We start from the raw sequence: 24,680 nt of genomic DNA on the forward strand, positions 1-24,680 counted from the left end.
CTGGAGTGGAAGGAGAGCAGCTGCAATGAGATTAACAGAAGGCTGGGAACATTATAAAGGAAGCTTAGGCGGCGTGTGGGAAGTATGGCGGGAGCTGAAGCTGCAGCAAACGCTGTATCATCTGCCATGGGAAGCGGTGACGCTGCCCCATTCGTTTAACGCGTTTGACGCGGTGGACCCCGACGTCCAGTATTATCAAGGACAAGGCTGGTATCGCCTAAAGCTGGACGTCAGCAATCCGTATCCGGAAGGCCGGACGCTGCTCCGGTTTGAAGGCGCCGGCCAACGCTCGTTCGTCTATATCGGAACAGAGCTGGCCGGCAGCCATAACGGCGGCTATGACGAATTTACGGTAGATATTACAGAAGCTGCGGAACGTGTACGGGCGATTCCCTATTACGGCGGGCAGGTTCCGGTTGCCGTCATGGCGGATAACAGCCGCGATCTGCAGACGGTTCCGTCGGATATAAGCGACTTTAACCTATACGGCGGCTTATACCGCCATGTCCATCTGGAGTATGTGCCGGCCGTATCGCTGGAGCGGGTGCACGTTACCGTGTTTGAAGCTTCTTCGGACAAAGCGGCTCTCCGGATCGATGCCCGGCTGTATAATCCGTTGCGGAAACAAACGCCGGTCCGGCTTGCCGTAACCGTCCGCAATCCGGCAGGAGAAGCTGTATGGCAGCATGAGGCGGATGTTGACGGCTGGGAAGGGATGCGGGAACTGGCTACGCAGGAGCTTCCTGCGCCGGAGCTGTGGAGTCCCGATGACCCGGCTTTGTATGAATGCGAAGTTGCGCTTGCGAGCCAGTACGGCGCAAGCCGCATTACCGAGCGGTTTGGCGTGCGGTATTATGAATTTGTCCGGAAGGGGCCGTTTATGCTGAACGGCAGCCGGCTGCTTATTCGCGGCACGCACCGTCATGACGACCATGCCGGCGTCGGCCCGGCGATGACGGACGAGATGATTCGGGAAGAGCTGGCGCTGATCAAAGAGATGGGTGCGAACTTCCTTCGGCTGGGTCATTACCAGCAGTCCAAGCTGGTGCTTGATTTATGCGACGAGCTGGGCATTATGGTATGGGAGGAAATTCCGTGGTGCCGCGGCGGGCTTGGCAATGACGCGTATAAACAGCAATGCCGCGACATGCTGAAGGCGATGATCGAACAGCATTATAATCATCCGTCCGTGATCCTATGGGGCTGGGCAACGAAAACGACTGGGAAGGCGATTTTGAGACGTTTGAGGAAGAGGAAATCCGCGGGTTTATGAAGGAGCTTCATCAGACCGCGCATGAACGCGACCCGTACCGGGTAACGGGCATCCGGCGCTGCGAATTTTGCAAAGACATCGTAGATGTGTATTCGCCTTCGATTTGGGCCGGCTGGTACAGGGGGATTTATCCGAAATATGAGGAATACAGCAGGCACGGATTCGAGCATACAAGCCGCTTTATCCATATGGAATGGGGGCGGATGCCATGGCGGGCAGGCATGCCGAGCAGCCGTATACCGGCTTCCAGGATATCCGCTGCGAGGCGACGGCGGATGAGCGCAACGGCGACTTTCTGATGAGCGGCGGCGATCCGCGCGTATCGGTAAACGGCGACTGGTCAGAGACTTATTTTTGCGATTTGATTGATTGGCATTTGAAGGCGCAGGAGCGGATGGACTGGCTGACCGGCACGGCGCAGTGGGTGTTTAAAGACTTCTCCACGCCGCTGCGACCGGACAATCCGGTGCCGTATGTGAACCAGAAAGGCGTTGTCGAACGCGATTTGACGAAAAAAGAGCCGTATTACGTTTTCCAGTCCTATTGGAGCAAGCAGCCGATGGTGCGGATATACGGCCATTCCTGGACGACGAGATGGGGCGCTCCCGGCGAGAGAAGACCGGTTCGCGTATATTCCAACTGCGAGAGTGCCGAACTGTTTGTTAATGGTGAAAGCTGCGGGGTCAAGCAGCGCGATTCGCAATGTTTCCCTTGCGCAGGGCTTTACTGGGAGGTGCCGTTCCGGGAAGGAGCTAATACGGTCAAGGTTATCGCGCAAAAGGACGGCGTAACGGTGTCGGATGAAGTCCGGTTCCGCTATCAGACGGAGCCATGGTCCGAGCCGGCTTATTTGCGGCTGACGGCTGTATCGGCATCGGACGGAAGGGTGTCGCTTGAAGTGGAAGCGCTGGACGGTAAACACCGGTTTTGTCCGGATGCGGCTTTGTTTGTCCGTTTCTCGCTGGCGGGTGAAGGGCGTCTGCTCGATAATCTGGGAACGGCGGGCGGCAGCCGGTATGTTCAGCTGGCGAACGGAAGGGCTTCGATCGAAGCGGAATTTACACCAGGCGGCACAGCGGCGGTATGCGTAGCCGGCGAAGCAGTAAAAGGCGCGATGGTCGTGCTGCAATAAGAGGCGCGTATAGACGTTCAGAACTATATGGAAAGCCCGGCTGCCATTTGCCGGGCTTTTTGATTTGGAGCGTTATTCATCATCTGCATTTGCTTGATGATAATGCGGTTTCGTTATTCGGCTGGCGATACGCCGCCGGTGAAGCGGGTGCGGCAGCCGGAGCCGGCATAGCCGGGGCTGGCGACGGTATCGCCGAGGGTGCAGCGGAACTCGCCGGCACTGCCGGATCAAACCGGTCCCAGCGGATAAGATTTTCGAGCAAAATAACGAGAATTACGCCAATGATTAGGCCGTTCGATAAAATCGGAACAAGCAGCGGCGGAATTTGGCCAAACGCCGAAGCGGGAATGTTCATGATGCTGATGCCCGTCAGTGCCGGGAGCGCCATCCGGTAGATCGTTTTGGATTGAAAGGTCGTCCCTTGCAGCGTACGGAAGGCAGTGCCGAACATTTGCAAATAAGCGGCAAATAATACCGCCCCGCCTACCGGCAGCGGTAGCTGCGCCAGACTGCCGCTCATAACCGGGAATATACCGGCTATAATCAGCATGGACGACCCTGCCAATAATGCTGCACGCCGTAATACTTTTGTGTTTTCCAGAAAACCGATGGAGGATGCAAAGGTGCCGAATGGAATTAAGCCAACACATCCCGCTATAATCGAAAAGCCGTTCGTCAGTAAAAAAGCCCCATATATTGTTTGCCGGTTGGCTTATCGTTATACAGCTTGCCGGCGGCCGTCAGACTGGTTAACGTATTGGTCATATTGACCAGCCCGGCGAGCATGCCTACCATTAGGATGCCGCCATGCCATTCAGGCGTTCCCCACGGCAGCCAGCGCCATATTCCTCCCGAGCCGGCCGGCTCCGCCGCTGCCGCCTGCCCGCCTGAGCCGGCGCCAAACAGCAATGCATACGCGGCCCAGCCGCATATAATGCCAATGAGCAGCGAGAATTGTCCCCATTTTCCTCTTCCTTTTAAATGGATCACCGCAACAAGCATTATAATTGCCGCTGACAGCCCGGCAAACTTTAAATGCCATGTGCCGCCCTGCTCATAGCCAATCATTTCTTTGAAAAACGTATTGGCCAGCTGGAAGGTGAGCAGCAGCAAATAGACGCCCATGACAATCGGCGTAAATATACGCTTCAATACGTTTAAAAATCCGCACAATGCGAGCACGATGGCAAGCGCGCTCGATAATATAAAGCCCCCTGCCAAACTGGCGGCAACGGAAGCGGTGTCCATGCCCATAGCAGGAGCGGAGGCGCAAATGCTAAGCGCCACTCCCCACCAAATGCCTGCCGGGCCGTCCATGAGCGCATAGCGGTGCCCCAAATAAGCTGCGCGATACATAATACGCCGGTCAATACGAAGGAGCGCTGCATCGACGAGGCGATATCATCCGGAGCAAGCCCCAGCGCATGCCCGACCGTAAGCGGTACCAGGACCGTATTCGTAAATAAAAAGAACAGCCACTGCACGCCGGCAATCAGCATGCTTGCGGCGTCATGTTGTTTCAGCCAAGCTTTCATGTCTACCCCTGCTTTCCTTTCTTTCAAGTCCATTGCGCACACATTGTTTCGCGCCGCAGGTTTTATGGTAACATGGGCATAACTATATTAATAATATTTATAAAATTGAAAAACGATATGAAATTCATATACAAATGGGAGAGGTTATAGGGTTGGATATAAAACAGCTGCGTTATTTTATCGCGTTAGCCGAGGAGCGGCAGGTTACTTCGGCGGCGCAAAGGCTGCATATGTCGCAGCCGCCGCTCAGCCAGCAGCTGAAGCTGATGGAGGATGAGCTTGGCGTGCCGCTGTTTATCCGCAGCGGGCGCCATCTGGAGCTGACTGCGCCGGGCAAAACGTTATACGAGCATGCGGTTGCGATCACACGAATGATGGAGGAAGCGAAAGCGGAGGTGGCGGAGTCAGGGCTTGGCATACGCGGGAAGCTGGCAATAGGCGTCAACACGTTATCGGATGAGCGGCTTCCGGAAGCTTTGAACGTATTCCGGGGCATGTATCCGAATGTTACGTTCAAGATTCAGCAGAACGAAACGAATATGCTGGCCAAGCTGATTAAAGATAAATCGCTTGATCTTGCGATTGTCCGTCTGCCGATCGCACTGGATGATTTGAATTACGTTGAACTTGGCGCGGAACCGCTTTATTTTGTTACAGGCGGGGAAACGGCGATCCATGACGGCGACTTGGACGGCGAAGGCGCCGTATCCTTCGAAGCGATAGCGCGGTACCCGCTTATTTTGCCGAGTACGGAAGGGCTCGGACTTTACGATTTTATATTGGAGCAGTTCCATACGAGAGGATTGTCGCCTGTCATTGTCGGCGAATGCTCCGATATCGGCATGCTGGCCGAGCTGGTAGCGGCTGGTTTTGGCGTTTCAATTTTGCCGAGAACATCAGTGCGCAGATATAAGCAGCCCGCTTATCCGATCAGCGGGCCCCAGCATACGTCCAGCTCGGCCGTCATTTGGCTGAAAGGCCGCTATTTAAACAAAGCCGCGCAAAAGCTGATAGAGCTTATAGCGAATATTCCGCGAGAAGGGCGTTAACGCTGCAAGCCGCTTCGGGCTTACCTGCAAGCTGCGCCGGCTTAACGCTGCAAGCCGCTCCGGATCGTCCGCCGGTATTGTTCGGGCGTTACACCTTTGTTTTTTTTGAACATTTGGCAAAAGTAAGACGGGCTTAATCCGCCGACTTCTTTGGCGATTTCCTGTATCGTCTTGGATGTGCCGGCAAGCAGCGCACATGCTTCCTTCATCCGCCGCAGCGTAATTTGCTCGGACAGCGTTATGCCCGTTGCTTCCTTGCATAGATGCGACAGATGGTAGGGCGACAGAAACAAGTCGCGGGCCATCTCTTCCAGCCGGAACGGCTCGCGGTAATGCTGTTCCAGCCAGTCCGTCATGCTTTCCATATGCTTCAGCATACGGGGACTGGCGTTCATGTCCGCTTCATGTCCGCGGAACGGCTGGCGCTGCAAAAAGCGGAGCAGCCTTAACATAAGCAGCCCGAAGCTTTCGTCCCGCTGGGCAGACGGCTCGCTTCGAAGTTTATCAAACTCCTCCAATATGGCCAGCAATTCAGAATGATCCTCCCGCAGCCAAAAGATTTGCACCGGCAAGTTGTCTTTCCAGATCCGGTTGTAAAACCGGTGCAGTTCCGGAAAAGCAGCCAAGCAACCGGCCAGCGAATAAGGGTCAAAGGTGAGGTTCGTCCGGATATAAGCGTTTCCCGGACGGGCCGGCACATCGACCAGATGCAGCTGGTAAGGCTGCACCCAGATAAGCGTTCCGTTTTGCAGCGGATATGGTTTGCCCTCGAGCATGATATGGCCTTCGCCTTCAAAGACGTACAGCATTTCGATGCCCTGATGGGCATGATACCAGCGCGATGCGTCCGATTTGAGCTTATGGGAATACGAATACAATCCAAGTTCAAACTGCAGCCGGTCGATTTTATGCATAAGTCTGCCTCTCTAAAATAGCAATATACCTATATCATAACACAACAAACCTACGGAATATTGCGCCTATAATAAGTTCATCATCACAAAATGAGAATAATAGGAGGCAATAGAACGATGAGCTGGGCAACCATTATCGAGCAAACCTTAGCGACTACATCCGCCAATGTGCAGCGCTTTAACGGCAAGTTCCCGCATGTGAGCAATGGAGACGGTAGCTATCAGCTTGTGTCCAATACCGACTGGACGGAAGGATTCTGGGCCGGGATCTTATGGCTCAGCTATGAATACAGCGGCGACAGCGCTTTGCATGAAGCGGCGCTTGCAAGTGTAGCTTCATTCCGGGAGCGCCTGAAGGATAACCGGAATTTGGATCATCATGATATCGGATTTCTGTATTCGCTGTCCGCCAAGGCCGGATGGATTGTGGACCGCGATGAAGAAGCTCGCCGGCTCGCCTTGCAGGCGGCGGATGTGCTTATGAAGCGGTGGAGAAACGGCATGCAGCTGTTTCAGGCATGGGGCAAAGAAGGCGACAACGACAACGGCGGCCGCATTATTATCGACTGTCTGATGAATATGCCGCTGCTGTACTGGGCAACGCAGCAAACGGGCGATTCGTCTTATGCGGATGCGGCACGGATTCAGGTGGAGCAAAGCCGGCGTTTTCTGGTAAGGGAGATGACTCCTCCTACCATACGTTTTATTTCGATCAGCTGACCGGCGATTCGTATCGCGGCGGCACGCATCAAGGGTTTAAGGACGGCTCGACCTGGACGCGCGGCCAAGCTTGGGGCATTTACGGTTTTGCGCTGGCGTACCGTTACTTCAAGGAGCCGGAGCTGCTGGAGACGGCCAAACGGATGGCGCATTATTTTATCCGCCATCTGCCGGAGGATCATGTAGCTTATTGGGATTTTGACGCGCCTCAGCGGGAAGGAACGCCGCGAGACAGTTCGGCTTCGGCCATCAGTGCCTGCGGGCTGCTGGAGATCGCCCGGCATTTGCCGGAAGGCGACCCGGATCAGGCGCTGTTTGCCAAAGCGGCGGAGCAATCCATGGCCAGCCTGGCGGACAACTATTTTACAAAAGGGGATGCTTCGGAAGAAGGTTTCCTGAAGCATGGCTCCTATTCGGTAAGAAGCGGAGCTTCACCCGATGATTATGTTATATGGGGCGATTATTTTTTCCTGGAGGCATTAATGCGACTGGAGAAAGGCGTTCCGGGCTACTGGTACGAGCGTTAAAAAGCGGGACGAGCATCCCGTTATACCGATAAACCTGCAAGTCAAGCCAGCCATCATTTCATTTGTTCCCAAGAACGCCGTTTCGGCGTTCTTTTTTTATTTATGAAATAAAACTATCAAAAATATTAAAATAATAGTTTTTTACAATATCCTAAAATGGCGATGACGCCAGGTTTACATTTCGCCTTTATAGTCATAGAGGAAGAGAAAACCGAGAGGTTATACCGCTAGGAGGAGAAGAGGAATGAAAATCAAGCTTCGCAAGTATAAACCGGCAAGGGCTGCCGTTATATTGGCGGCTGCCATGATGCTGACAACGGCATGCGGAGAGGGCGGCGGGGGCAGCAATACGAATGTATCGGCAGCAACCGTACCGGCCGGCCAAGAGGCTTCGGTCCAGCCTTCTGCAAGCCCGGCGTCCGCTCCGGCGGAGTCAGTGGACGAGCTGTACGCCAAAGCGAAAGAAGAAGGCAAAGTGGTGGTCTATTCCACTTCCGGCCGGGCCAATGATGCAGCGGAAACTTTTATGAAGCAATACCCGGGCATTAAGGTGGAAGTCAGCAAGCTGAAATCCGATCAGATTTTGGACAAGGTCATGAAGGAGCAGGATGCGGGACAATTTAACCCGGATGTCATCGTCACGAAGGAAGTAAGCGGCGCTGTTGAAGCGGAGATGGTGGATCAAGGGCGTTATACGAAATATTTGCCGGAGGACATTGCCCCGAAAGTGGACGAGCCTTACCGGACTGAAGCGGAAGCGTATGCCAACTACGTGGAGTTCCGCACCATTTTTTATAATGCCAAACATTACGCTCAAGTTCCGATTACGAACTGGTGGGATTTGACGACACCTGAGTTTAAAGGAAAAGTGTACACGGCCGATCCGCTCAGCTCGCCTGCATTTATGGATTTGTTTACGACGATGGTCATTAACAGCGATGACATGGCTGCGGCTTATAAAGAAAAATTCGGCAAGGATATCGAGCTTCACGGTACGGAAAACGCCGGCTACGAATTTATTAAGGAACTGTTTGACAACGGCCTTATCGTACTAAAAGGCAGCGACGACGTACTGGATGCAATCGGCAAAGCAGACAGCGACGCACTGGGCCTTGCCGTATCCGGCGACGTTTCGAAAAACGAAGAAAAAGGCTGGTCGATTCAGCCGATTTACGACATCAAGCCTAAAACGTCCGTACCGGATTCCGGGTATTTGTTTATTGCGGAGAAAGCGCCGCATGAAGCGGCAGCCAAGCTGTTTATCCGCTGGATGATGGGAGAGACGGACGGCAAGGGCGAAGGGCTTGCTCCATTCAATGAGGTCGGCTCGTGGGTGCCGCGTTCCGATGTGCAAACGAAAAACGACATTCCGTATGAAGATTTGAACCTGTGGCTGTTCGACGGGGATGCTTTGTACAATACGGCGCCAAAAGTACGCGATTTCTGGATTAAGCAAAAGTAATTGAAGGCAAGGGTGGAGAAGGCATTGTCCAAAAAGCAAACGCTGGCCCTCCGGCGGACACGACTCTATAACCTATCCATGAACTGGCTGCGCAATCCCGTCCATTTGATCGGGATTGCAGCCATCCTTTTTTTAGCGTACATGATCGCTTGGCCTGTTCTGAAAATAGCTTATACGACGTTTGTATGGCAGCAGCAGGACGTTCGCCTGACCGGCGAAGCGAATCCGGGACATTTCACGTTGTACCATTGGACCCGCGTGCTTGGCAGCGATATGAGCGTATCGTTGTTCTATAAGCCGATTATGAACTCGCTTGCCGTAGGCGCTGCCGTATCGGCGCTTTCCATGGTGCTGGGCTGCGGGCTTGCATGGCTGGTTACGCGGACCAATATCCCGCTCAAAAAAACGATCACGTTTCTGGCTGTTATTCCGTATTTGCTGCCGGCGTGGATATTGTCGCAAGCATGGCTTACGTTTTTTAAAAACGGCAAAATCGGCGGAACGCCAGGCATTTTACAATCGCTGCTCCATGTTGCGCCTCCTGATTGGATTTCTTACGGCTTTGTACCGATCGTATTTTCATTGTCGATGCATGACAGCGTCTTTTTCTTTCTGATCGTTGGCGCTGCATTAAGCTCGATGAACAGCCAGCTGGAGGAAGCGGCAAGCGTAGCCGGAGCACGGCGGCTGACGGTTTTGCGCAAAATTGTTTTTCCGCTTGTCATGCCGTCGATGCTGTCCGGGTTTATTCTTATTTTTACGAAAGCAATCAGCTCTTACGGGGTGCCGGCGCTGCTTGGTTCGCCCGTAAATTTCTATATGATCTCAACGATGCTGTATTCAAGCATGCGTTCCCGCCTTACGACGGAAGCAAATGTGCTTAGCCTGGCGTTAATTCTGATTTCCGTTGCGACGATCTATCTGAACCAGCGGGTAGCGGGGAGCCGCCGCAGCTATGTGACGGTGACCGGCAAAGACAGCGCAAGAACGCTGACGGAGCTTGGCCGGTGGAAATACCCGGCTGCGGGAGCGGCGGCCGTGCTGATGGCGATGATTGCGGTAGTTCCCCTTCTGGTGCTGCTGCTTCAGTCTTTTATGCTGAAGGAAGGCCAATATCATATCAGCAATTTGACGATGCATTATTGGTGGGGAGGCTCCGATCCGGACATTAACACCGGGGAGAAAGGCGTATTGCGCAATGATACATTTATGCTGGCGATCAAAAACTCGCTGTTTATCGCAGCGGCTTCAGCTGTATTATCCGCAGTTATCGGGTTAATTCTCGGTTACGTCGTCTCCCGCGGCAAACATTCCTGGATCGGGCGGGTAGTTGATCAGGCTTCGTTTCTGCCTTACTTGATTCCGGGCGTATCGCTGGCGGCGATTTACATCTCGATGTTCGCTAAGCCTGCCTTATTGATTCCGGCACTGTATGGCACCATTACGCTGCTTATTCTGATTACCGTTGTGAAGGAACTGCCGTTTACGGTAAAAGCCGGCAGCGCCTCGATGATGCAGATCGGCAAAGAGCTGGAGGAAGCTGCTCAAGTGGGCGGAGCATCTTGGTTTGCCCGGTTCCGGCGAATTTTGCTGCCGCTGAACCGCAAAAGCTTAATGTCGGCGTTTCTGCTTGTGTTTATCGGAGCCATGAAGGAAATGGAACTGATTATTATGCTGGTGACGCCGCGGACGGAGACGTTGACGACCTTGACGTTTTATTATGCCGAAAAAGGTTATGAACAGCTGACCAACGTCATTTTGATGATCATTATTGCGATCGTTATTGCGGTTTATTTGATTGCCGTCAAATGGGGCAAAGCGGACCTGACGCAAGGGATTGGAGGCTCGTAACATGAAACAGATCGAATTGCGCGGTATCCGTGTGACGCTGCACGACAAACAAGTATTAAACGGCATTGACCTGACAATTGAACAAGGGGATTTCATGACATTTCTTGGCCCTTCCGGCTGCGGGAAAACAACGCTGCTCCGCACGATTGCCGGCCTTCAGCAAGCGGCTGGAGGCACCATTGCGATCGGCGGGCGGCAAGTGGCATGCGGCGAGACCGGCTTCCATATGGAGCCGTCCAAACGGGATTTGAGCCTTGTGTTTCAAAGCTATGCGTTGTGGCCGCATATGACCGTATTTGATAATGTCGCGTTTGGGCTGCAGGTGAGAAGGCTGGCCAAACCGGACATCAAGCGGAAAGTGTATGAAGCGCTGGACAAAATGCGCATTCCGGAGCTGGCAAGCCGTTATCCCGGCGAGTTGTCCGGCGGACAGCAGCAGCGGGTGGCCATTGCGCGTGCCATTGTGACGGAGCCGGGTTTATTGCTGCTGGACGAGCCGTTGTCCAACCTGGACGCCAAGCTGCGCGTCGAGATGCGGGCAGAGCTGAAGCGGCTGCACCAGCAATTAAAAACAACGGTTGTTTATGTGACGCATGACCAGCATGAAGCGATGACGATGTCTACAAAGATTGCGGTTTTTTTCAACGGGCAGATCGTCCAGGTTGATAAACCGCGTGAATTATATAACCATCCCCGTACGCTGCAGACCGCCGAATTTATCGGAAACGCAGGGCTGCAAATGAATTTTATAGAAGGAACAGCTGCGGCCGACAGCTCCGGATTTACGGTGAGGACAGCTGTTGCCGCTTATCCGGCTGCTGGCGGCAGGCTTGAAGAAGGCCAGCAAGTTGTGATGGCCATCAAACCGGAGCATATCCGCCTCTATCGCTACGATCCGCCGGAAGGAGCGATTGCCGCAACGGTGGAAGCGGTATTCCCTTCCGGAGCGGAAACGCTGGTACAGCTGTCCGCGTCAGGCGTCTCGCTGACGGCCAGGGTAATGGGCGATGAGGATTACGAGCCGGGCAGCCGCCTGTTTGCCGAATTGCGCCACGAACAAATGAATATTTATGATCAGACGACGGGTATCCGGATAGATGAAGTTAACCTAGTGACAAGCAGAGGAGTTTTAAGATGAGAATCGATTTTCATATCCATGTCAAACTGTCCAAAAAAACAAACTTTGAGATTGAGCATTTCAACAGCATGATTCATGAAGCGCAAAATAACGGCCTCCATGCCATTACGCTTACCGAGCATTTTAACACGCACCGGTTTGAAGATGTATACGGGACGCTGGACCAGCTCTATCCATGCAACAACCATTATTACGATGCGGACGGCTTTAAAATTTTTACGGGGATGGAAGTAGACGTTGCCGAAGGGGCCACATTCTTGTGTCCGGCCCTAAGGACAAGCTGCTGGAAATCCGCGAAGCGCTTAACGGGCATACAAGCCCCGGCCGGTTTATCGGACTGGAGCAACTGTTTGACCTATGCGAGCCAAGAGGCATGATGGTCATCGGCGGGCATCCGTTCCGCGAATCGAACCATCTGTATCATGTAGACGAAAGGCTGCTGCGCCGGTTTGACGCTTTTGATTTAAACGGCAAGGATCTGCATGAGATCGGCATTCAGGAAAATATCGCCAAAGTGCTGACGCTGGGCGAGAAGCTTGAAGTTCCGGTTGTTGCAGGAAGCGACGCTCATCAAATGTTCCAGGTCGGCTGCGTATATAATGAGCTGCCGGGCGGCCATTACGAAACGATAGCCGATATTAAAGCGGCGATACGGGCAGGCGCGCATCGGCGTGTAATTTCGCCTCATTTGAATCTGCAAGTGCGTGCGGCCGGATTGGTGAAGAAGCTGCTGAAAAACAAAACAGAGGTTATTTAAGTTCATCTGCACTTGTGCGGCAGGAGGAAGTTCATATGGACCATCTATTTGCCAATCGGAGATTTACACGCGGCCATCAGCGAATAGCCGATTATATCAGTAAAAAAATTGAAGATATTCCGTTTATGGTCGAAGAGGACTTGGCGGCTGCCTGCCAGGTAAGCGTCTCAACGGTGTCGCGTTTCTGGTCGGAAATTGAATTCAAAAACTTGAAAGAATTTAAGCAGCATGTCAAAGACGAAATATTGCTGTCGCCGTCCAGAAAGCTGCAGTCCGCATTTGCCAAAGCAGATGAAGGGAGCAGGGCGGAGACGAATATTATGGCAACGGCCGGTTATTTGCGCGGCACCATCGAGCGTTTAAAGCAGGAACAGTTTGATGCTGCTGTATCGCTGCTCGGAGAAGCAAGAGTCGTTCATATATATGGTCCCGGTTCGGCGGAAAGTTTGGCTGCATTGATGGATTTTCGGCTGACCCGGTTTGGCGTTCCGGTACACCGGTTAACGAAGGGTGGGCATGAACTGTTTGACAGCCTGATTCATATTAAAAAACAGGATGTTATCGTTATATTTGGTTTTGTGTCGGAGTCGCCTGAAATGGCCGTTTTGTTTGATTTTGCGAAGGAGCGGGGCTGCAAGACGCTATTGATCACTGACTTGCTCGTAAGCGGCATGCTGGAAAAAGCGGATGTGCCGCTTTATACAGCACGCGGCGAGTTGTGGGAATTCCATTCGATGGTTGCGCCCATCGCCATGATTGAGTCATTAATTGTAGCGGTCGGCAAGCAGCGCGACACGGAAGCGATTGAGAACGGCGATCAGCTGCATGAGATAAGAAGGCGGTACCAGAAATGGCTGCCTAAAAAGATATAAGCTTTCGCTTGATGTAAACCAGGAAAAAGGGAAATCCCAAAGTCATCGCACATGACTTTGGGATTTCCCTTTTTTTTCGGTTACTTCGATGCCGAAGCGTACCAATCGTTTACTTCTTTTGTAATTTGGTCGCCGCCGGATTTCTTCCAGTTCGAGACCATCGTATCAAACGAATCAAGTGGTGCTTGACCGTAAATGATTTTGGAGTACGTTTCGTTAACGAGTTTGTTCAGCAATTCGTTTTTGGACTTCATCGTATCGGTCAGAGGTCCTTGGAAGTAGTTTTTCATCCGGATGTCTTTTTGATCCATGACGATTTTCATCGCTTCCAGGTTTTCCGGTTTGCGGATCGCTTTGGTTTGCTCTTCGTATGGCGTTGTAGGCGCTTCGCCGTTGTACAGCTTGATCATCGTATCTGCATACAGCGTTGGGATACGGGCGCCTTCAAACGTCAGCGAGTAGTAGATCGGCTCTACAAGATGCGTACGGTCTGCGTAACCAGGGAACAGGTCCGGATATTTTTGCGGATCCTTCGTGATGGTGCCGTCAGGCAATTTCGCCCAGTCGTAGCCTTCTGCGAAGCCGTTCTCGAACTCGCTGCCTTTTTGCGGGTTCGCCCAGTTTTCGTAGAAGAAGTTGTAGTAACGAAGCAATGCTTCCGGATGTTTGGCGTTTTTGTTAATCAGCATCCAGCCGTTAACGGAAGGGTTGCCGCTTTGTGCGCCAATTTTGCCGTCCGGACCGGAAGGAATCGGATACGCTTTATATTTTGCAGTTGGCACGTTGTTGATCAGGTCGCCGAACGGCCAGTCCGGCAGCCAGTTGCGGCCTACGATAGCGCCTGCTTGGCCTTTCGTGAAGAACTCAGCGCCGGTCGTATCGTCTTTCAGAGCGGAGTCTTTCGAGATGTAGCCTTTATCCATCCAGTCTTTCAGCTTCGCAAGCGCTTGCTTCGCGCCTGGATCGATCGAACCGTAAGCAAGGGTGCCGTCAGCGGCTTTATTCCATTGAGCCGGCATCGTGCCGTAAGCGCCAAACAGCCAGCTGACGTCGGACATCCAGTTCAGGAAGGTTGTTTTGAAACCGAGCGCAAGACCAAACGTATCCTTTTTGCCGTCACCGTCCGGATCCTGGTTCGTGAAGGCATCCATAATTTTCTCGAAATCGTCTACTGTTTTTGGAGCTTGCAGGCCAAGCTTATCCATCCAGTCTTGGCGCAGCCACAATACCATATCGTCGTTATACGCATAGTCCATGACAGGAAGCGCCATCTTTTGGCCGTCGCGGGTAACCGGCAGCCATGTGTCCGGGTTCAGGCCAACGGCTTGTTTGTACTCATCGTCGGCATATTTGTCGAACAAATCGTTAACCGACATAAACTGGCCGGAATCGATCAGCATGTTAACCGTTTCCATATCGCCGCGGTAAGTGACGACGTCCGGCATTTTTTCGCCGGAGGAGAGCATCAGGCGCAGCTTTGTTTTGTAAGCATCGTTGGTATCCGTTACAACCCAGTCATATTTCACATCAATGCCAAGGTTATCCTTCATGTACTTTTGCAAAACGTTGTTTTCCATCGTTTCGCCTTCTTTGAAGAAGTAGTTCGTACCGATGCCTTTTACCGTCGTCAGCGTGATCGGCTCAACATATTTTTTGCCGTCCCAGCCTGTTTCGTCAACGCCGCTTGCCGCATTCGACGGAGCGGGTGTCGCTGTTGCCGCATTACCGGAATTTGAAGGCTTCTCGCTCGAGTTAGCCGGCTTGTTGTTGTTATTGGACGAACAGGCTGCAAGCGAAAGCGCCAGCACTGCTGTCATGGAAACAAGCCCAACCTGTTTCATGGATTTACGCATTTTTTTCCCCCCGTAAAAATTAATTATGGAATGAGAGCGCTTTAATTACTCTCAAGTATTACTATAAATGTGGTTATAACGCTTATAAATACCATATTTTTGTGTGTAATGCCATTTTATTATCCTTTTATTCTATTACTCTTTCACAGCGCCAAGCACGATCCCTTTGACGAAAAAGCGCTGGAGAAACGGATAAACAAGCAGTACCGGCAGCATGCCGATAAAAATTTGCGCAGCCTTGACGGTACGCTGCGAAATGTTTTTCAGCTCATTGACATCCGGATTCAGCTTGCTGAAGTCCTGCTGTACGATAACCGTTTGCAGGAATGTCGCAAGCGGATAGTTGCGATAGTCGTTAATATACAGCAAGGCGTCAAACCAGGCATTCCAGTTGCCGACGATGGTGAACAGCGTCATGGTGGCAAGCGCAGGCATGGCAAGCGGCAAATAGACGCGGAACAGAATCGAGAAATGGCCGGCCCCGTCTATAAAAGCGGCTTCCTCCAGCTCTTTAGGCGTGGCGCGGAAAAAGTTCATCAGCAAAATCATATTAAATACGGCGACCGCGCCAGGCAGTACAAGCGACCAGATCGTATTCATCAAATGCAGATTGCGGATGACGATATAAAGCGGAATGATGCCGCCGCTGAACCACATCGTGAATACGAAATACCAGGCGTAAAAGTTCCGGCTCTTAAAGACGCGCTGATCCTTCGACAAAGCATATCCGCCTAATACGATAACCGCAAGCGTGATGGAAGCGCCAAGCGCGGTCCGGCCGATCGAAATCCAAAACGCCCGCAGGAAGTTTGGATTGTTCATCGTCTTCGTATAGGAATCCGTGTTCCAGTCAACGGGCCATAAGCCGACCAGATGGGCGTTGGCGGGAGCGCTGGCGCTGAAGCTGATCGCCAATATATGAATGATAGGAATAATGCACAGAAGCCCTGCGGCAAGCAGAATCAAATAATTGAAGGCTGTAAAGATGCGGTAGCCGGTTGTTTTATGGTACATGTTCGCAGGTACCCCTTTCTAAAAGATTTTGTAGTCCGCTACTTTATAAGCAATCCGATAACCTACAACGATAAGCACAAAGCCGATAATGGATTTGAATATGCCTACCGCCGTCGCGAGGCTGTACTGGCCGTTCAAAATACCGGTCCGGTAAACGAACGTATCGATAATATCGCCTTTATCGTAAACCAGCGGATTGTACAGGTTGAAGATTTGATCGAAACCTGCGTTCAAAATATTGCCCAGTGCGAGTGTGCCTACAACGACGACTATCGGCATCAGCGACGGGATCGTAACATGTTTGGTTTGCTTCCAGCGGGAAGCGCCGTCCACTTCGGCAGCCTCATACAAAGCAGGATTGATGCCGGCCAGAGCGGCGAGGTATACGATGGTGCCGTAGCCGAACTGCTGCCAAATGTCGGATAAAATAACCGTAAACCGGAACCAGTTGCCGTCCCCGAGGAACAGGATCGGTTCGTTAAGCCCAAACCAATTATGCAGGAGTGTGTTAATAATCCCATCGGAAGCAAGCATATCGTTCAGAATGCCGCCCAAAAATACCCATGAAATAAAGTAAGGAAGATAGACCAATGTTTGAACCGTCCGTTTAAACGGGTTAACCCGCACCTCGTTCAGCAGCAACGCGAACGCAAACGGCACGATAATGTTAAATATAATTTTCAAAGCGGCTATAAAAGCAGTGTTGAAAATGACCTGTTTAATGTCCGGGTATTGGAACATGTACTTGAAATGTTCCAGTCCGACCCATTTGGAATGAAATAGCCCGTCGTACGGTTTGTAGTCCTGGAACGCAATAACGAGCCCGCCGAGCGGCAAGTATACAAATACAAATTGTATAAGCACTGCCGGGAGCAGCATCAGATGAAGCGGCCATGTCCTCTTCATGCCTTTTGCTTTCGTCTTGTGTTCCAAGCTGGTTTGCCCTAAGGCGTCGTTGCTAGGCATTGCCTTTGTTGTTGTCGCCATCCCCATTGTCCTTTCCGCCTATTCTTTTTGTCGATTGACAGTCTTGCATCATGATGTATATTTAGTATATCAATAGGGGAATTAGGGCGTCTGCACCAATCATTTTAGAACGATACCCGATTATTTGTTTTCATCATCAAGTTGATAGGAGAACCGGACGGTTATGTCGCTGCGAATGAATACGTTTACAAAGATTGTAGGCATTATCGTTTTGCTGCTCATTCCGATCATTATGCTCTACTGGTATTCCAACAAGACGAGTATGGATGTTGTCATGAACGAGGTTGAAATATCGATGCATAAAGATTTGTCCTACTTCGCGGCCAAAACGGATGAAACCGCAGTGCAGCTGGCCAGAAGCGGACTGACGATAACGGAAGATATTAATGTGCGGAACCTGGAGTTCATTGAAATTGCCACACTCTATGAGCAGACGGAAGAGAAGCTTCGAATCAGCGACAAGCTGAGGCTGATCAACGCTTCCTCGGAATGGGACCCGGCTTTTAGCGTTTACGCGCCTGCCACCGATACGTTTGTTTCTACGAATCCGTCCCTGGAATATGATCCGGATCTGGTAGCGAAAAACTATTCGAAAGTTTGGAAGTATACCGAATATGTACCCTCCTACTACCAGAACCATCCCCGATTTGTCCGATACATAAGCGAACCGTACGATAGCGGCTCGAGCAACGCCGGCCTTGTAGTGGAAGTAAGCTTTGCCGCCGATGAGCTGGTGAAAGCGCTTGGGAGGTTCAAACAAGGCGGCAAAGGCGATGCTTTTTTTGTTTCGCCTGGCGGCCAGCGGCTGGCTGTCCATGGTTCGGATGAAAGCTTGCAGGGAGCGCTTCTTGCAAAGGTGGACTTGCATGCGTTATCGCAACAGGAATATACCCGCATCAAGCTGAACGGCGTCGAGTATACGGCGAGCAGCGTGTATATGCCGGAGCTTGGCTGGTATTTGTTTGATTATTTGCCGATTCAGGATGTCGTCAAGCCGATTACTTCGAACAGCAATTTATTTTACAGCTCGATTGTGTTTTTGTTGTTTGGCAGCATGATTGCGGCCTATGTGCTGTACACCAATGTGCAGGTGCCGATACGGGAGCTGATTCGCGGCGTTAAAAAGCTGAAAAAAGGCGAGTATTCCAAACTGAAAGTGTTCCATCCCAATAACGAATTCCACTTTCTGCTTGTCAGCTTTAACGATATGGCGGAGCAGATTGAACAGCTGATCCAAAATGTATATTTGGAACAAATCCGTTCAAGGGACGCCAACTTGAAGCAGCTGCAGTCGCAAATCAACCCGCATTTTTTGTATAACTGCTTTTCGCTGATCCGCAGCTTGACCAGGCTTGGCGAGAAGGAGTCCGTGATGGATCTCGCTCTTCATCTAAGCCGCTATTACCGCTATACAACCCGTTCGGAGCGGCAGCTTGCCTATGTGAAGGAAGAAGTGGACCTGGTCCAAAGCTATTTGGCGATACAAGCCATGAACGTACAGGATATGAGTTACACCGTTTCGATTCCGGAAGCGATGCAGGAGCTTGAAATCCCGAGGCTTATTTTGCAGCCGATCGTTGAAAATGCGGTGCTGCACGGCTTGGAGCCGCTTGGCGGGGGGGAAGTTCATATTGTCGGCACGCAAAATGACCGCTACAACATCATTACAGTCCGCGATAATGGCATTGGCGTGACGGAGGAGCAGCTGGCCCAGCTGGAGCTGCAAATGTCGATGCCGCCTACGGAGGACAAAGGGTGCGCGCTTTGGAATACGCGCAAGCGCATGCTGCTGCAGTATGGCCAGGAAGCAGGACTGAGGCTGTACCGGATGGAGGAAGGCGGACTGGCGGCCGAGCTGTATTGGCCGAATGAAAGCAGCGGGGAATGAAGGGAATGAACCATTTACATCAACGTTAGGATGAGGAGGATTGCGAATGCGCCAGCTTCTGATTGTGGACGACCAGTCGGTTTTGGTAGACGATTTGGCGGATATGCTGCCTTGGGAGGAAGCCGGTATTGATGTCGTGCATAAAGCCCATTCCGGCAAAGAAGCAATTGAGCTGATGAACGAGCATACGATTGATGTGGTCATTACGGATATTCGGATGCCCGGCATGACAGGGCTTGAGCTTATTCAGGAAATTAAACGAAACTGGAAATATACCAAATGTATATTATTATCCGGTTATTCGGATTTTGAATATACGAAGCAGGCGCTGCAGCTCAGATCCAGCGATTATTTGCTGAAGCCGGCCTCGGATGAAGAACTGCTGACCGCTGTCCGCCGGGCTATTGTTGAGCTTGAACGGGAATGGCAGGACATCAGCTCGCTGCAGCGGGCGATGTATTCGCTGCGGGAGCAGCTGCCGAAGCTGCGGGAGTATTTGCTGCTCGACTTGCTAAGCGGCAAACAGCCGCTTACTTCCCCAAGCTTGGCGAAAAAGCTGGACACGTACGCCGTTCCGTTCAAGGAAGGCGACCCGTTCCACGTCATGCTGCTGCGCCTGGACGATATGGAGAAAATATACGAAGACGGCGAAAGCGAGGCGTTAATCGATTACGCGATCGCCAATATGGCGGAGGAAGTGTTTGGCGACCGTGCGGATATATGGCATTGCAAGGACCCGCATGGTTTTGTTGTCTGTTTGCTGAAGGCGCGTGCATCGGCCGAACCTATGGACGAGCTGGATCAATGGATTGAACGGAACGCCTTTCATTTGCAGCATGCGGTCAAAACATATTTGAAAGCAGGCATCTCTATCTTAACGAGCAAGCAGGGCATTTTTCCGGCGGATGCAGGACCGCTGTACCATGCGTCGATTACGAACTTCCGCCAATTTATTGGTGCGGAGAAGGAATTGTTCGTATCGCTTGCGAAAGAGCGGACTCACGGAACGCCTCAAGTGCTCGGCGAACTGTACCGTCAGCCGTCCGTGCTGCAGCTGATGGAGCTTGGCCAGTGGGATGCGCTGAACGAGAAGCTGGAGACAATTTTTCGCGAAATTGAGGAGCAGTGGCGCGGCTCCCAGGAGCATGTGCTGGAAGTGTATTTTTCGATCGCCGCTTCCCTCGCTGCCCTTGCGCATAAAAATAAAAAATGGCTGTTCGAAATGCTGGGCGGCGATTTCCATGCCTTCGCGAATGAAAGGCCGATTACATCGGCCGAGCAGCTGCGGGAATGGACCGCCCGGACGATTGCCAGCTACCGGAACTCCATTCATATCGAAGATCAGGACTCCCGCTCGGGCATTATCCGGAAAGTGCAGGAATATATCCATAACCATTTGGAACAGGCATCGCTTCATTCGATCTCGTCTCATGTCTACTTGAACCCGTCCTACTTGTCGAAAATTTACAAGACGGAGACGGGCGAAGGGATAAGCGAATATTTGCTTCGGGCCAGGATGGAGAAATCGGCGGAGCTGCTTGCGCGGACCGATGAAAAAATATACGAAATCTCGGTTATGCTCGGCTACCAGAAGCCAAGTTATTTCATTCAGCTGTTCAAAAAGCATTTTGGCATAACGCCTCAGGAATACCGCAACAAAATCTCGTCCTGAAGCGGCTAGGCATGTTCATTGCCGTGCTGCTGTACAGCGGGCGCTTCGCTTATTGACAATGGATGGGCCAGTCGCTATACTGTCTGTAACCTTATAGACGATATACGTTGAAAGAGCCCAGTAGCAGCTTTGTCCCTGTTCCAGAAAGCCGGGGGTTGATGAAACCCGGCACACACAAAGGACTGCGAATTACACTCCGGAGTATCTTGGGTAATGCCAAGCGGTCACGGCGGTCGATATTCCGCCGAAAGTGGCGTTAAACGGCGATAGGCAGGCCGGTTAGCGCAAGCTGGGTGGTAACACGGTTATTCAATCGTCCCTATGTCGACAATGACAAGGGGCGATTTTTTTATTTTAGCGATAAGAAGGGGTTGTATCACGTGAACATTATTGACGAATTGGAATGGCGCGACGCCATCAATCAGCAGACGGATGCGGAGGGTTTGCGCGAGCTGACGAATTCAAAGGCGGTTTCGTTGTACTGCGGCGTTGACCCAACCGGGGACAGCATGCATATCGGCCATTTGATTCCGTTTATTATGCTGAAACGGTTCCAGCTGGCCGGCCATCGCCCTGTTATTCTGATCGGCGGTGCAACCGGCACGATCGGCGATCCGAGCGGACGCCAGACGGAACGTTCGCTGCAAACGCTGGAGCAAATTCAGCAGAACGTGGAGGCGCTGACGGCGCAAATGAAAAAGCTGTTTGTGACCGAAGGCGACAACCAGATTCGCCTGGTGAACAACTACGATTGGACGCATAAAATTAATGTCATCGAGTTTTTGCGCGATTACGGCAAAAACTTCAGCATCAATACGATGCTGGCCAAAGATGTAGTATCCAGCCGGCTGGACAGCGGCATTTCGTTTACGGAGTTTTCGTACCAAATTTTGCAGTCGCTTGATTTCCTTCATCTGTACCGGCATGAAGACGTACAGCTGCAAATCGGCGGCTCCGACCAATGGGGCAATATTACAAGCGGTCTTGACCTGATCCGCAAAAAAGAGGGAGCCGACGCCAAAGCGTTTGGCTTGACCATTCCGCTTATGCTGAAAGCCGACGGTACGAAATTCGGCAAAAGCGCCGGCGGCGCCGTATGGCTCGATCCGGCCAAAACAACGCCGTACGAGTTTTACCAGTTCTGGGCGAACACCGACGACCGCGATGTGGTGAAATATTTGAAATATTTCACATTCCTGACGAAGGAAGAAATCGAAGCGCTGGCGGAGAAGGTGCAGACCGAGCCGCATAAACGCGAAGCGCAAAAGGCGCTCGCCGAAGAAATGACCCGGTTCGTGCATGGCGAAGAGATGCTGGAGCAGGCGAAGCGGATTACAGCGGCTTTGTTCAGCGGGGATATCCGTTCGCTTACGGCGGATGAAATCGAGCAGGGCTTCAAGGAAATGCCGACTTACGAATCGTCCAGCGAAACGAAAAACATCGTGGATTGGCTTGTGGAGCTGGGCATTGAGCCGTCCAAGCGGCAGGCACGTGAAGATATTACGAACGGCGCGATTTCGCTGAACGGCGAACGCGTCAGCGACGTAGCGTTTGAGGTGGCAGCGGAGCTCGCGATCGGCGGCCGGTTTATCATTGTGCGCAAAGGGAAAAAGAGCTACAGCCTCGTCAAATTGGCTTAGGGGTTTGGTTTAACGCCAAAGCTTTCCAATCCAGCAACAAAAGGCGCCATAGGGTTCTGCCCCTTTGGCGCCTTTTGTTTTGTCTATTGGATTAAAGCTCTGCAAGCAGCTGGATTACCAGGCGAGCCGGCGGCCCGAATAGTCGATAAAAGCGGGGCGGTCCCCGGCGTAAACATGATGGGTAGCAATAAGGGCGGTTATATACGCTGCCGCTTGTTCAGGCGTCAGCGTGCCGCTGGTGTCCAGCTTGCCTTGCATGTAGGTTTGCACATGCCCCGGATGAACGACCATAACTTGGCCGCCGCGGCTTCTCAGCTCGTTATGGACGATAGCGGAATGCATATTGACCGCCGCTTTGGACATGCAGTAGGCAAACCAGCTTTCGCGCCAGCAATTCTCAATGCTGCCGGCTTCGGATGAAATATTGACGACAAGCTTTTGCTCGCTTTTCAATAACATCGGCATAACGGCGTTGGTGACCCGGAGTGACCCTAATGAATTGACGTTGAATACTTGCTTCATTTCTTCATAATTGAGCTCGTCTGTTATTTTGGCGTGAATATCGCCTAATATTGCCGCATTGTTGATAAGCAAATCCAGCTTGTCTGATTGCGCTTTCAAAAAACGAGCAGCTTCGGCAGCGCTTTCATCCGAAGATACGTCCAGCTCTACCAGCTGCAGACTGCCCGGATATTGCTTGCCCAACTTCTCCAAACCTTGATCGGAGGCGTTAAACCGTCCGGCAAACACATCGTAATTTTGCTCCAGCAGCGCTTCCGCCAGAGCAAGTCCCAATCCGCGATCCGCTCCCGTAATCAATGCTGATTTTCGCAACACGGCATTTCTCCTTTTGTTGGATTCATATTTCCAATTTTATTGTAACTGAATCCAATCGGAAGGGACATAGCCCGGCGGAATGCTTTTATAGTAAAATGTCTGTTTTTTTATACGCCGGTTTACGTCCAGCGGGCCGCCCACAGCTTCATTTCATGGCAAATGACGTGTAAATCCTGACCTTTCGGCGTCAATGTGTATTCAACGGTTACCGGTACGGTCGGGAACACTTTCCGTTCCAGCACGCCTTGCTCTTCCAAATGGCGCAGCGTACTCGTTAACGCGCGCGGGCTGACATTCGGAATCCGGCGCTGCAGCTCGCCAAAACGCAAGGTGCCGTTAAACAGCTCGCGGATGACGAGGAATGCCCATTTGCCGCCAAGCACGTCCAGCGTTTTTTCGATATTGCATTCAATATGTACGGGCGATTTGGGAATGTAGCTGCTTGCTTTGGATGATTTCAATCGGCTCTCCTCCTTCTATATATCTTACTATATTATAGTATAGTAGCTTTCGCCATTATACTAAAGTGAAAAACTTTTCACTTCTTTAAAACTTATACGAATTTCTATACTATGAAAAAGGAACAAGAATAATGAACCAGGGAGGAATTTACGATGAAATACCGGAGACTTGGAGCAAGCGGAATTAAGGTTAGTGAAATCAGCTTGGGCAGCTGGCTTACATATGGCGGATATGTTGAACGTGAAAATGCTGTAAACGCAATCAAAACAGCTTACGACTTGGGCATTAACTTTTTTGATACGGCTAACGTTTATGAAAAAGGGGCTGCAGAGGAGCTGGTCGGCAAAACGCTGAAAGCGTATCCTCGCGAATCGTACGTGCTCGCTACCAAGGCTTTCTGGCCAATGGGCGACGGCCCGAACGACCGCGGCTTGTCCCGCAAACATATTATAGAGCAGGCGAACGCCAGCTTGAAACGGCTTGGCCATGACTATGTGGACATTTTCTACTGCCACCGTTATGACAAAGAAACCCGCCTCGAAGAAACGCTGCGCGCGATTGACGATCTTGTGCGCCAAGGCAAAGTGCTGTACGTCGGCGTAAGCGAATGGCAGGCATCGCAAATTGCCGAAGGGCTTGGCGTAGCCGACCGTTATTTGCTTGACCGCATCGTGGTGAATCAGCCGATCTACAATATGTTCGAGCGTTATATTGAAAAAGAAGTGATGCCGCTCAGCGAACGCAACGGGATTGGACAGGTTGTATTCTCGCCGCTGGCGCAAGGTCTCTTGACCGGCAAATATTCGTCGGTGAACGATATTCCGCAGGACAGCCGCGCAGCGAAGCTGGACTGGATGCGCAAAGGCATTACGGAAGAAAAAATCGCCAAAGTACAGCAGCTTGAGAAAGTTGCGGCTGAGCTGGAAATTTCGGTCGGCAATCTCGCGCTTGCCTGGATTTTGCGCAATGACAACGTCGCAAGCGCGCTTGTAGGCGCAAGCCGTCCGGAGCAAGTGACGGAGAATGCGAAAGCGTCCGGTATCGAGCTGAGCGAAGATGTATTGAACCGCATCGAAGAAATTTTGAAATAAAAAGGG

21 protein-coding genes, 2 pseudogenes and 1 other annotated feature are annotated in these 24,680 nt (G+C 51.8%); of the genes and pseudogenes, 15 read left to right on the forward strand and 8 right to left on the reverse strand.

Annotation, left to right across the window (positions count from 1 at the left end; genetic code table 11):
• Positions 1–25 precede the first annotated feature (25 nt).
• The 3 genes from ET464_RS20110 to ET464_RS20120 are packed head-to-tail and all read left to right on the forward strand — an operon-like array spanning position 26 to position 2,405.
• Entirely contained in the window at positions 26–1,273 is a 1,248-nt protein-coding gene (locus ET464_RS20110) for a glycoside hydrolase family 2 protein (protein ID WP_244226624.1), read from the forward strand.
• Positions 1,270–1,572, forward strand: a complete 303-nt coding sequence (locus tag ET464_RS20115; protein ID WP_244226625.1) for a hypothetical protein — start codon at positions 1,270–1,272, stop codon at positions 1,570–1,572. The genes ET464_RS20110 and ET464_RS20115 overlap by 4 nt, the downstream gene beginning before the upstream one ends.
• Positions 1,482–2,405, forward strand: coding sequence for a DUF4982 domain-containing protein (locus tag ET464_RS20120; protein WP_244226626.1), 924 nt, complete (start codon positions 1,482–1,484; stop codon positions 2,403–2,405). The genes ET464_RS20115 and ET464_RS20120 overlap by 91 nt, the downstream gene beginning before the upstream one ends.
• A 79-nt stretch (positions 2,406–2,484) precedes the next feature.
• Here ET464_RS20120 and ET464_RS20505 read toward each other — a convergent pair whose 3' ends face one another.
• Positions 2,485–3,102, reverse strand: coding sequence for a purine/pyrimidine permease (locus ET464_RS20505; RefSeq protein ID WP_341869785.1), 618 nt, complete (start codon positions 3,100–3,102; stop codon positions 2,485–2,487).
• Positions 3,081–3,973, reverse strand: a pseudogene (locus ET464_RS20510) (purine/pyrimidine permease). Before ET464_RS20510 ends, ET464_RS20505 begins: the two are co-directional and overlap by 22 nt.
• Before the next feature lie 119 nt (positions 3,974–4,092).
• Between ET464_RS20510 and ET464_RS01620 the strand changes: the two are divergent.
• Complete coding sequence (locus tag ET464_RS01620) at positions 4,093–4,989, forward strand: LysR family transcriptional regulator (RefSeq protein ID WP_129437675.1); 897 nt, start codon at positions 4,093–4,095, stop codon at positions 4,987–4,989.
• A 41-nt stretch (positions 4,990–5,030) separates the two neighbouring features.
• On the opposite strand, the gene ET464_RS01625 is transcribed toward ET464_RS01620, so the two are convergent.
• Complete coding sequence (locus ET464_RS01625) at positions 5,031–5,903, reverse strand: helix-turn-helix transcriptional regulator (RefSeq protein WP_129437677.1); 873 nt, start codon at positions 5,901–5,903, stop codon at positions 5,031–5,033.
• Positions 5,904–6,020: 117 nt separating this feature from the next.
• On the opposite strand from ET464_RS01625, the pseudogene ET464_RS01630 reads away from it, so the two are divergent.
• The 7 genes and pseudogenes from ET464_RS01630 (at position 6,021) to ET464_RS01655 (ending at position 13,230) form a co-directional block, all read left to right on the forward strand.
• Positions 6,021–7,150, forward strand: a pseudogene (locus tag ET464_RS01630) (glycoside hydrolase family 88 protein).
• A gap of 244 nt (positions 7,151–7,394) precedes the next feature.
• Positions 7,395–8,612 (forward strand): ABC transporter substrate-binding protein, encoded by a 1,218-nt coding sequence (locus ET464_RS01635; protein WP_208543881.1) that lies wholly within the window; start codon positions 7,395–7,397, stop codon positions 8,610–8,612.
• A 24-nt stretch (positions 8,613–8,636) separates the two neighbouring features.
• Positions 8,637–10,463, forward strand: a complete 1,827-nt coding sequence (locus tag ET464_RS01640; RefSeq protein ID WP_129437679.1) for an ABC transporter permease — start codon at positions 8,637–8,639, stop codon at positions 10,461–10,463.
• A 1-nt stretch (position 10,464) separates the two neighbouring features.
• A complete protein-coding gene (locus ET464_RS01645; protein WP_129437681.1) occupies positions 10,465–11,601 on the forward strand; it encodes an ABC transporter ATP-binding protein in 1,137 nt (378 codons plus the stop codon).
• Positions 11,598–11,978 (forward strand): PHP domain-containing protein, encoded by a 381-nt coding sequence (locus tag ET464_RS20130; RefSeq protein ID WP_244226627.1) that lies wholly within the window; start codon positions 11,598–11,600, stop codon positions 11,976–11,978. The genes ET464_RS01645 and ET464_RS20130 overlap by 4 nt, the downstream gene beginning before the upstream one ends.
• On the forward strand, positions 11,861–12,358 hold the full coding sequence (locus ET464_RS01650; protein ID WP_244226628.1) for a PHP-associated domain-containing protein: 498 nt from the start codon (positions 11,861–11,863) through the stop codon (positions 12,356–12,358). The genes ET464_RS20130 and ET464_RS01650 overlap by 118 nt, the downstream gene beginning before the upstream one ends.
• Positions 12,359–12,393: 35 nt before the next feature.
• Positions 12,394–13,230: a MurR/RpiR family transcriptional regulator gene (locus tag ET464_RS01655; protein ID WP_129437683.1), complete on the forward strand. Its 837-nt coding sequence runs from the start codon at positions 12,394–12,396 to the stop codon at positions 13,228–13,230.
• An 80-nt stretch (positions 13,231–13,310) separates the two neighbouring features.
• On the opposite strand, the gene ET464_RS01660 is transcribed toward ET464_RS01655, so the two are convergent.
• The 3 genes from ET464_RS01660 to ET464_RS01670 form a co-directional block, all read right to left on the reverse strand.
• A complete protein-coding gene (locus ET464_RS01660) occupies positions 13,311–15,083 on the reverse strand; it encodes an extracellular solute-binding protein (protein ID WP_129437685.1) in 1,773 nt (590 codons plus the stop codon).
• A 135-nt stretch (positions 15,084–15,218) separates the two neighbouring features.
• Positions 15,219–16,097, reverse strand: a complete 879-nt coding sequence (locus ET464_RS01665; RefSeq protein ID WP_129437687.1) for a carbohydrate ABC transporter permease — start codon at positions 16,095–16,097, stop codon at positions 15,219–15,221.
• A gap of 18 nt (positions 16,098–16,115) precedes the next feature.
• Positions 16,116–17,063, reverse strand: a complete 948-nt coding sequence (locus tag ET464_RS01670) for an ABC transporter permease (RefSeq protein ID WP_244226792.1) — start codon at positions 17,061–17,063, stop codon at positions 16,116–16,118.
• 184 nt (positions 17,064–17,247) lie between these two features.
• Here ET464_RS01670 and ET464_RS01675 point away from each other — a divergent pair, with 184 nt between their 5' ends.
• The 3 genes from ET464_RS01675 (at position 17,248) to tyrS (ending at position 22,284) form a co-directional block, all read left to right on the forward strand.
• Positions 17,248–18,972, forward strand: a complete 1,725-nt coding sequence (locus tag ET464_RS01675; RefSeq protein ID WP_129437691.1) for a sensor histidine kinase — start codon at positions 17,248–17,250, stop codon at positions 18,970–18,972.
• 46 nt (positions 18,973–19,018) lie between these two features.
• Positions 19,019–20,644 carry a response regulator transcription factor gene (locus tag ET464_RS01680; RefSeq protein ID WP_129437693.1) on the forward strand — a complete coding sequence of 542 codons (1,626 nt, stop codon included), beginning with the start codon at positions 19,019–19,021 and terminating at the stop codon, positions 20,642–20,644.
• A gap of 98 nt (positions 20,645–20,742) precedes the next feature.
• Positions 20,743–20,968 (forward strand) — a binding site (T-box leader).
• Positions 20,969–21,024: 56 nt separating this feature from the next.
• A complete protein-coding gene (tyrS, locus tag ET464_RS01685) occupies positions 21,025–22,284 on the forward strand; it encodes a tyrosine--tRNA ligase (protein WP_129437695.1) in 1,260 nt (419 codons plus the stop codon).
• Between the two features lie 114 nt (positions 22,285–22,398).
• Here tyrS and ET464_RS01690 read toward each other — a convergent pair whose 3' ends face one another.
• Positions 22,399–23,118 (reverse strand): SDR family NAD(P)-dependent oxidoreductase, encoded by a 720-nt coding sequence (locus ET464_RS01690; protein WP_165279867.1) that lies wholly within the window; start codon positions 23,116–23,118, stop codon positions 22,399–22,401.
• Positions 23,119–23,240: 122 nt separating this feature from the next.
• On the reverse strand, positions 23,241–23,582 hold the full coding sequence (locus ET464_RS01695) for a winged helix-turn-helix transcriptional regulator (protein WP_129437699.1): 342 nt from the start codon (positions 23,580–23,582) through the stop codon (positions 23,241–23,243).
• 153 nt (positions 23,583–23,735) lie between these two features.
• Here ET464_RS01695 and ET464_RS01700 point away from each other — a divergent pair, with 153 nt between their 5' ends.
• The gene (locus ET464_RS01700; protein WP_129437701.1) at positions 23,736–24,674 is read left to right on the forward strand and encodes an aldo/keto reductase family protein; all 939 of its coding nucleotides are present in this window, start codon (positions 23,736–23,738) and stop codon (positions 24,672–24,674) included.
• The last annotated feature ends 6 nt before the right edge of the window (positions 24,675–24,680 follow it).

It is taken from the genome of Paenibacillus protaetiae, assembly GCF_004135365.1.
Taxonomy (GTDB): domain Bacteria; phylum Bacillota; class Bacilli; order Paenibacillales; family Paenibacillaceae; genus Paenibacillus_AP; species Paenibacillus_AP protaetiae.

Bases quoted from the DNA above. Each gene is read 5' to 3' on its own strand.
- ET464_RS20110 (WP_244226624.1), top strand. From the start codon at position 26: ATGAGATTAACAGAAGGCTGGGAACATTATAAAGGAAGCTTAGGCGGC.
- ET464_RS20115 (WP_244226625.1), top strand. From the start codon at position 1,270: ATGAAGGAGCTTCATCAGACCGCGCATGAACGCGACCCGTACCGGGTA.
- ET464_RS20120 (WP_244226626.1), top strand. From the start codon at position 1,482: ATGGCGGGCAGGCATGCCGAGCAGCCGTATACCGGCTTCCAGGATATC.
- ET464_RS01625 (WP_129437677.1), bottom strand. From the start codon at position 5,903: ATGCATAAAATCGACCGGCTGCAGTTTGAACTTGGATTGTATTCGTAT.
- ET464_RS01635 (WP_208543881.1), top strand. From the start codon at position 7,395: ATGAAAATCAAGCTTCGCAAGTATAAACCGGCAAGGGCTGCCGTTATA.
- ET464_RS01645 (WP_129437681.1), top strand. From the start codon at position 10,465: ATGAAACAGATCGAATTGCGCGGTATCCGTGTGACGCTGCACGACAAA.
- ET464_RS20130 (WP_244226627.1), top strand. From the start codon at position 11,598: ATGAGAATCGATTTTCATATCCATGTCAAACTGTCCAAAAAAACAAAC.
- ET464_RS01655 (WP_129437683.1), top strand. From the start codon at position 12,394: ATGGACCATCTATTTGCCAATCGGAGATTTACACGCGGCCATCAGCGA.
- ET464_RS01660 (WP_129437685.1), bottom strand. From the start codon at position 15,083: ATGCGTAAATCCATGAAACAGGTTGGGCTTGTTTCCATGACAGCAGTG.
- ET464_RS01665 (WP_129437687.1), bottom strand. From the start codon at position 16,097: ATGTACCATAAAACAACCGGCTACCGCATCTTTACAGCCTTCAATTAT.
- ET464_RS01670 (WP_244226792.1), bottom strand. From the start codon at position 17,063: ATGCCTAGCAACGACGCCTTAGGGCAAACCAGCTTGGAACACAAGACG.
- ET464_RS01675 (WP_129437691.1), top strand. From the start codon at position 17,248: ATGTCGCTGCGAATGAATACGTTTACAAAGATTGTAGGCATTATCGTT.
- ET464_RS01680 (WP_129437693.1), top strand. From the start codon at position 19,019: ATGCGCCAGCTTCTGATTGTGGACGACCAGTCGGTTTTGGTAGACGAT.
- ET464_RS01700 (WP_129437701.1), top strand. From the start codon at position 23,736: ATGAAATACCGGAGACTTGGAGCAAGCGGAATTAAGGTTAGTGAAATC.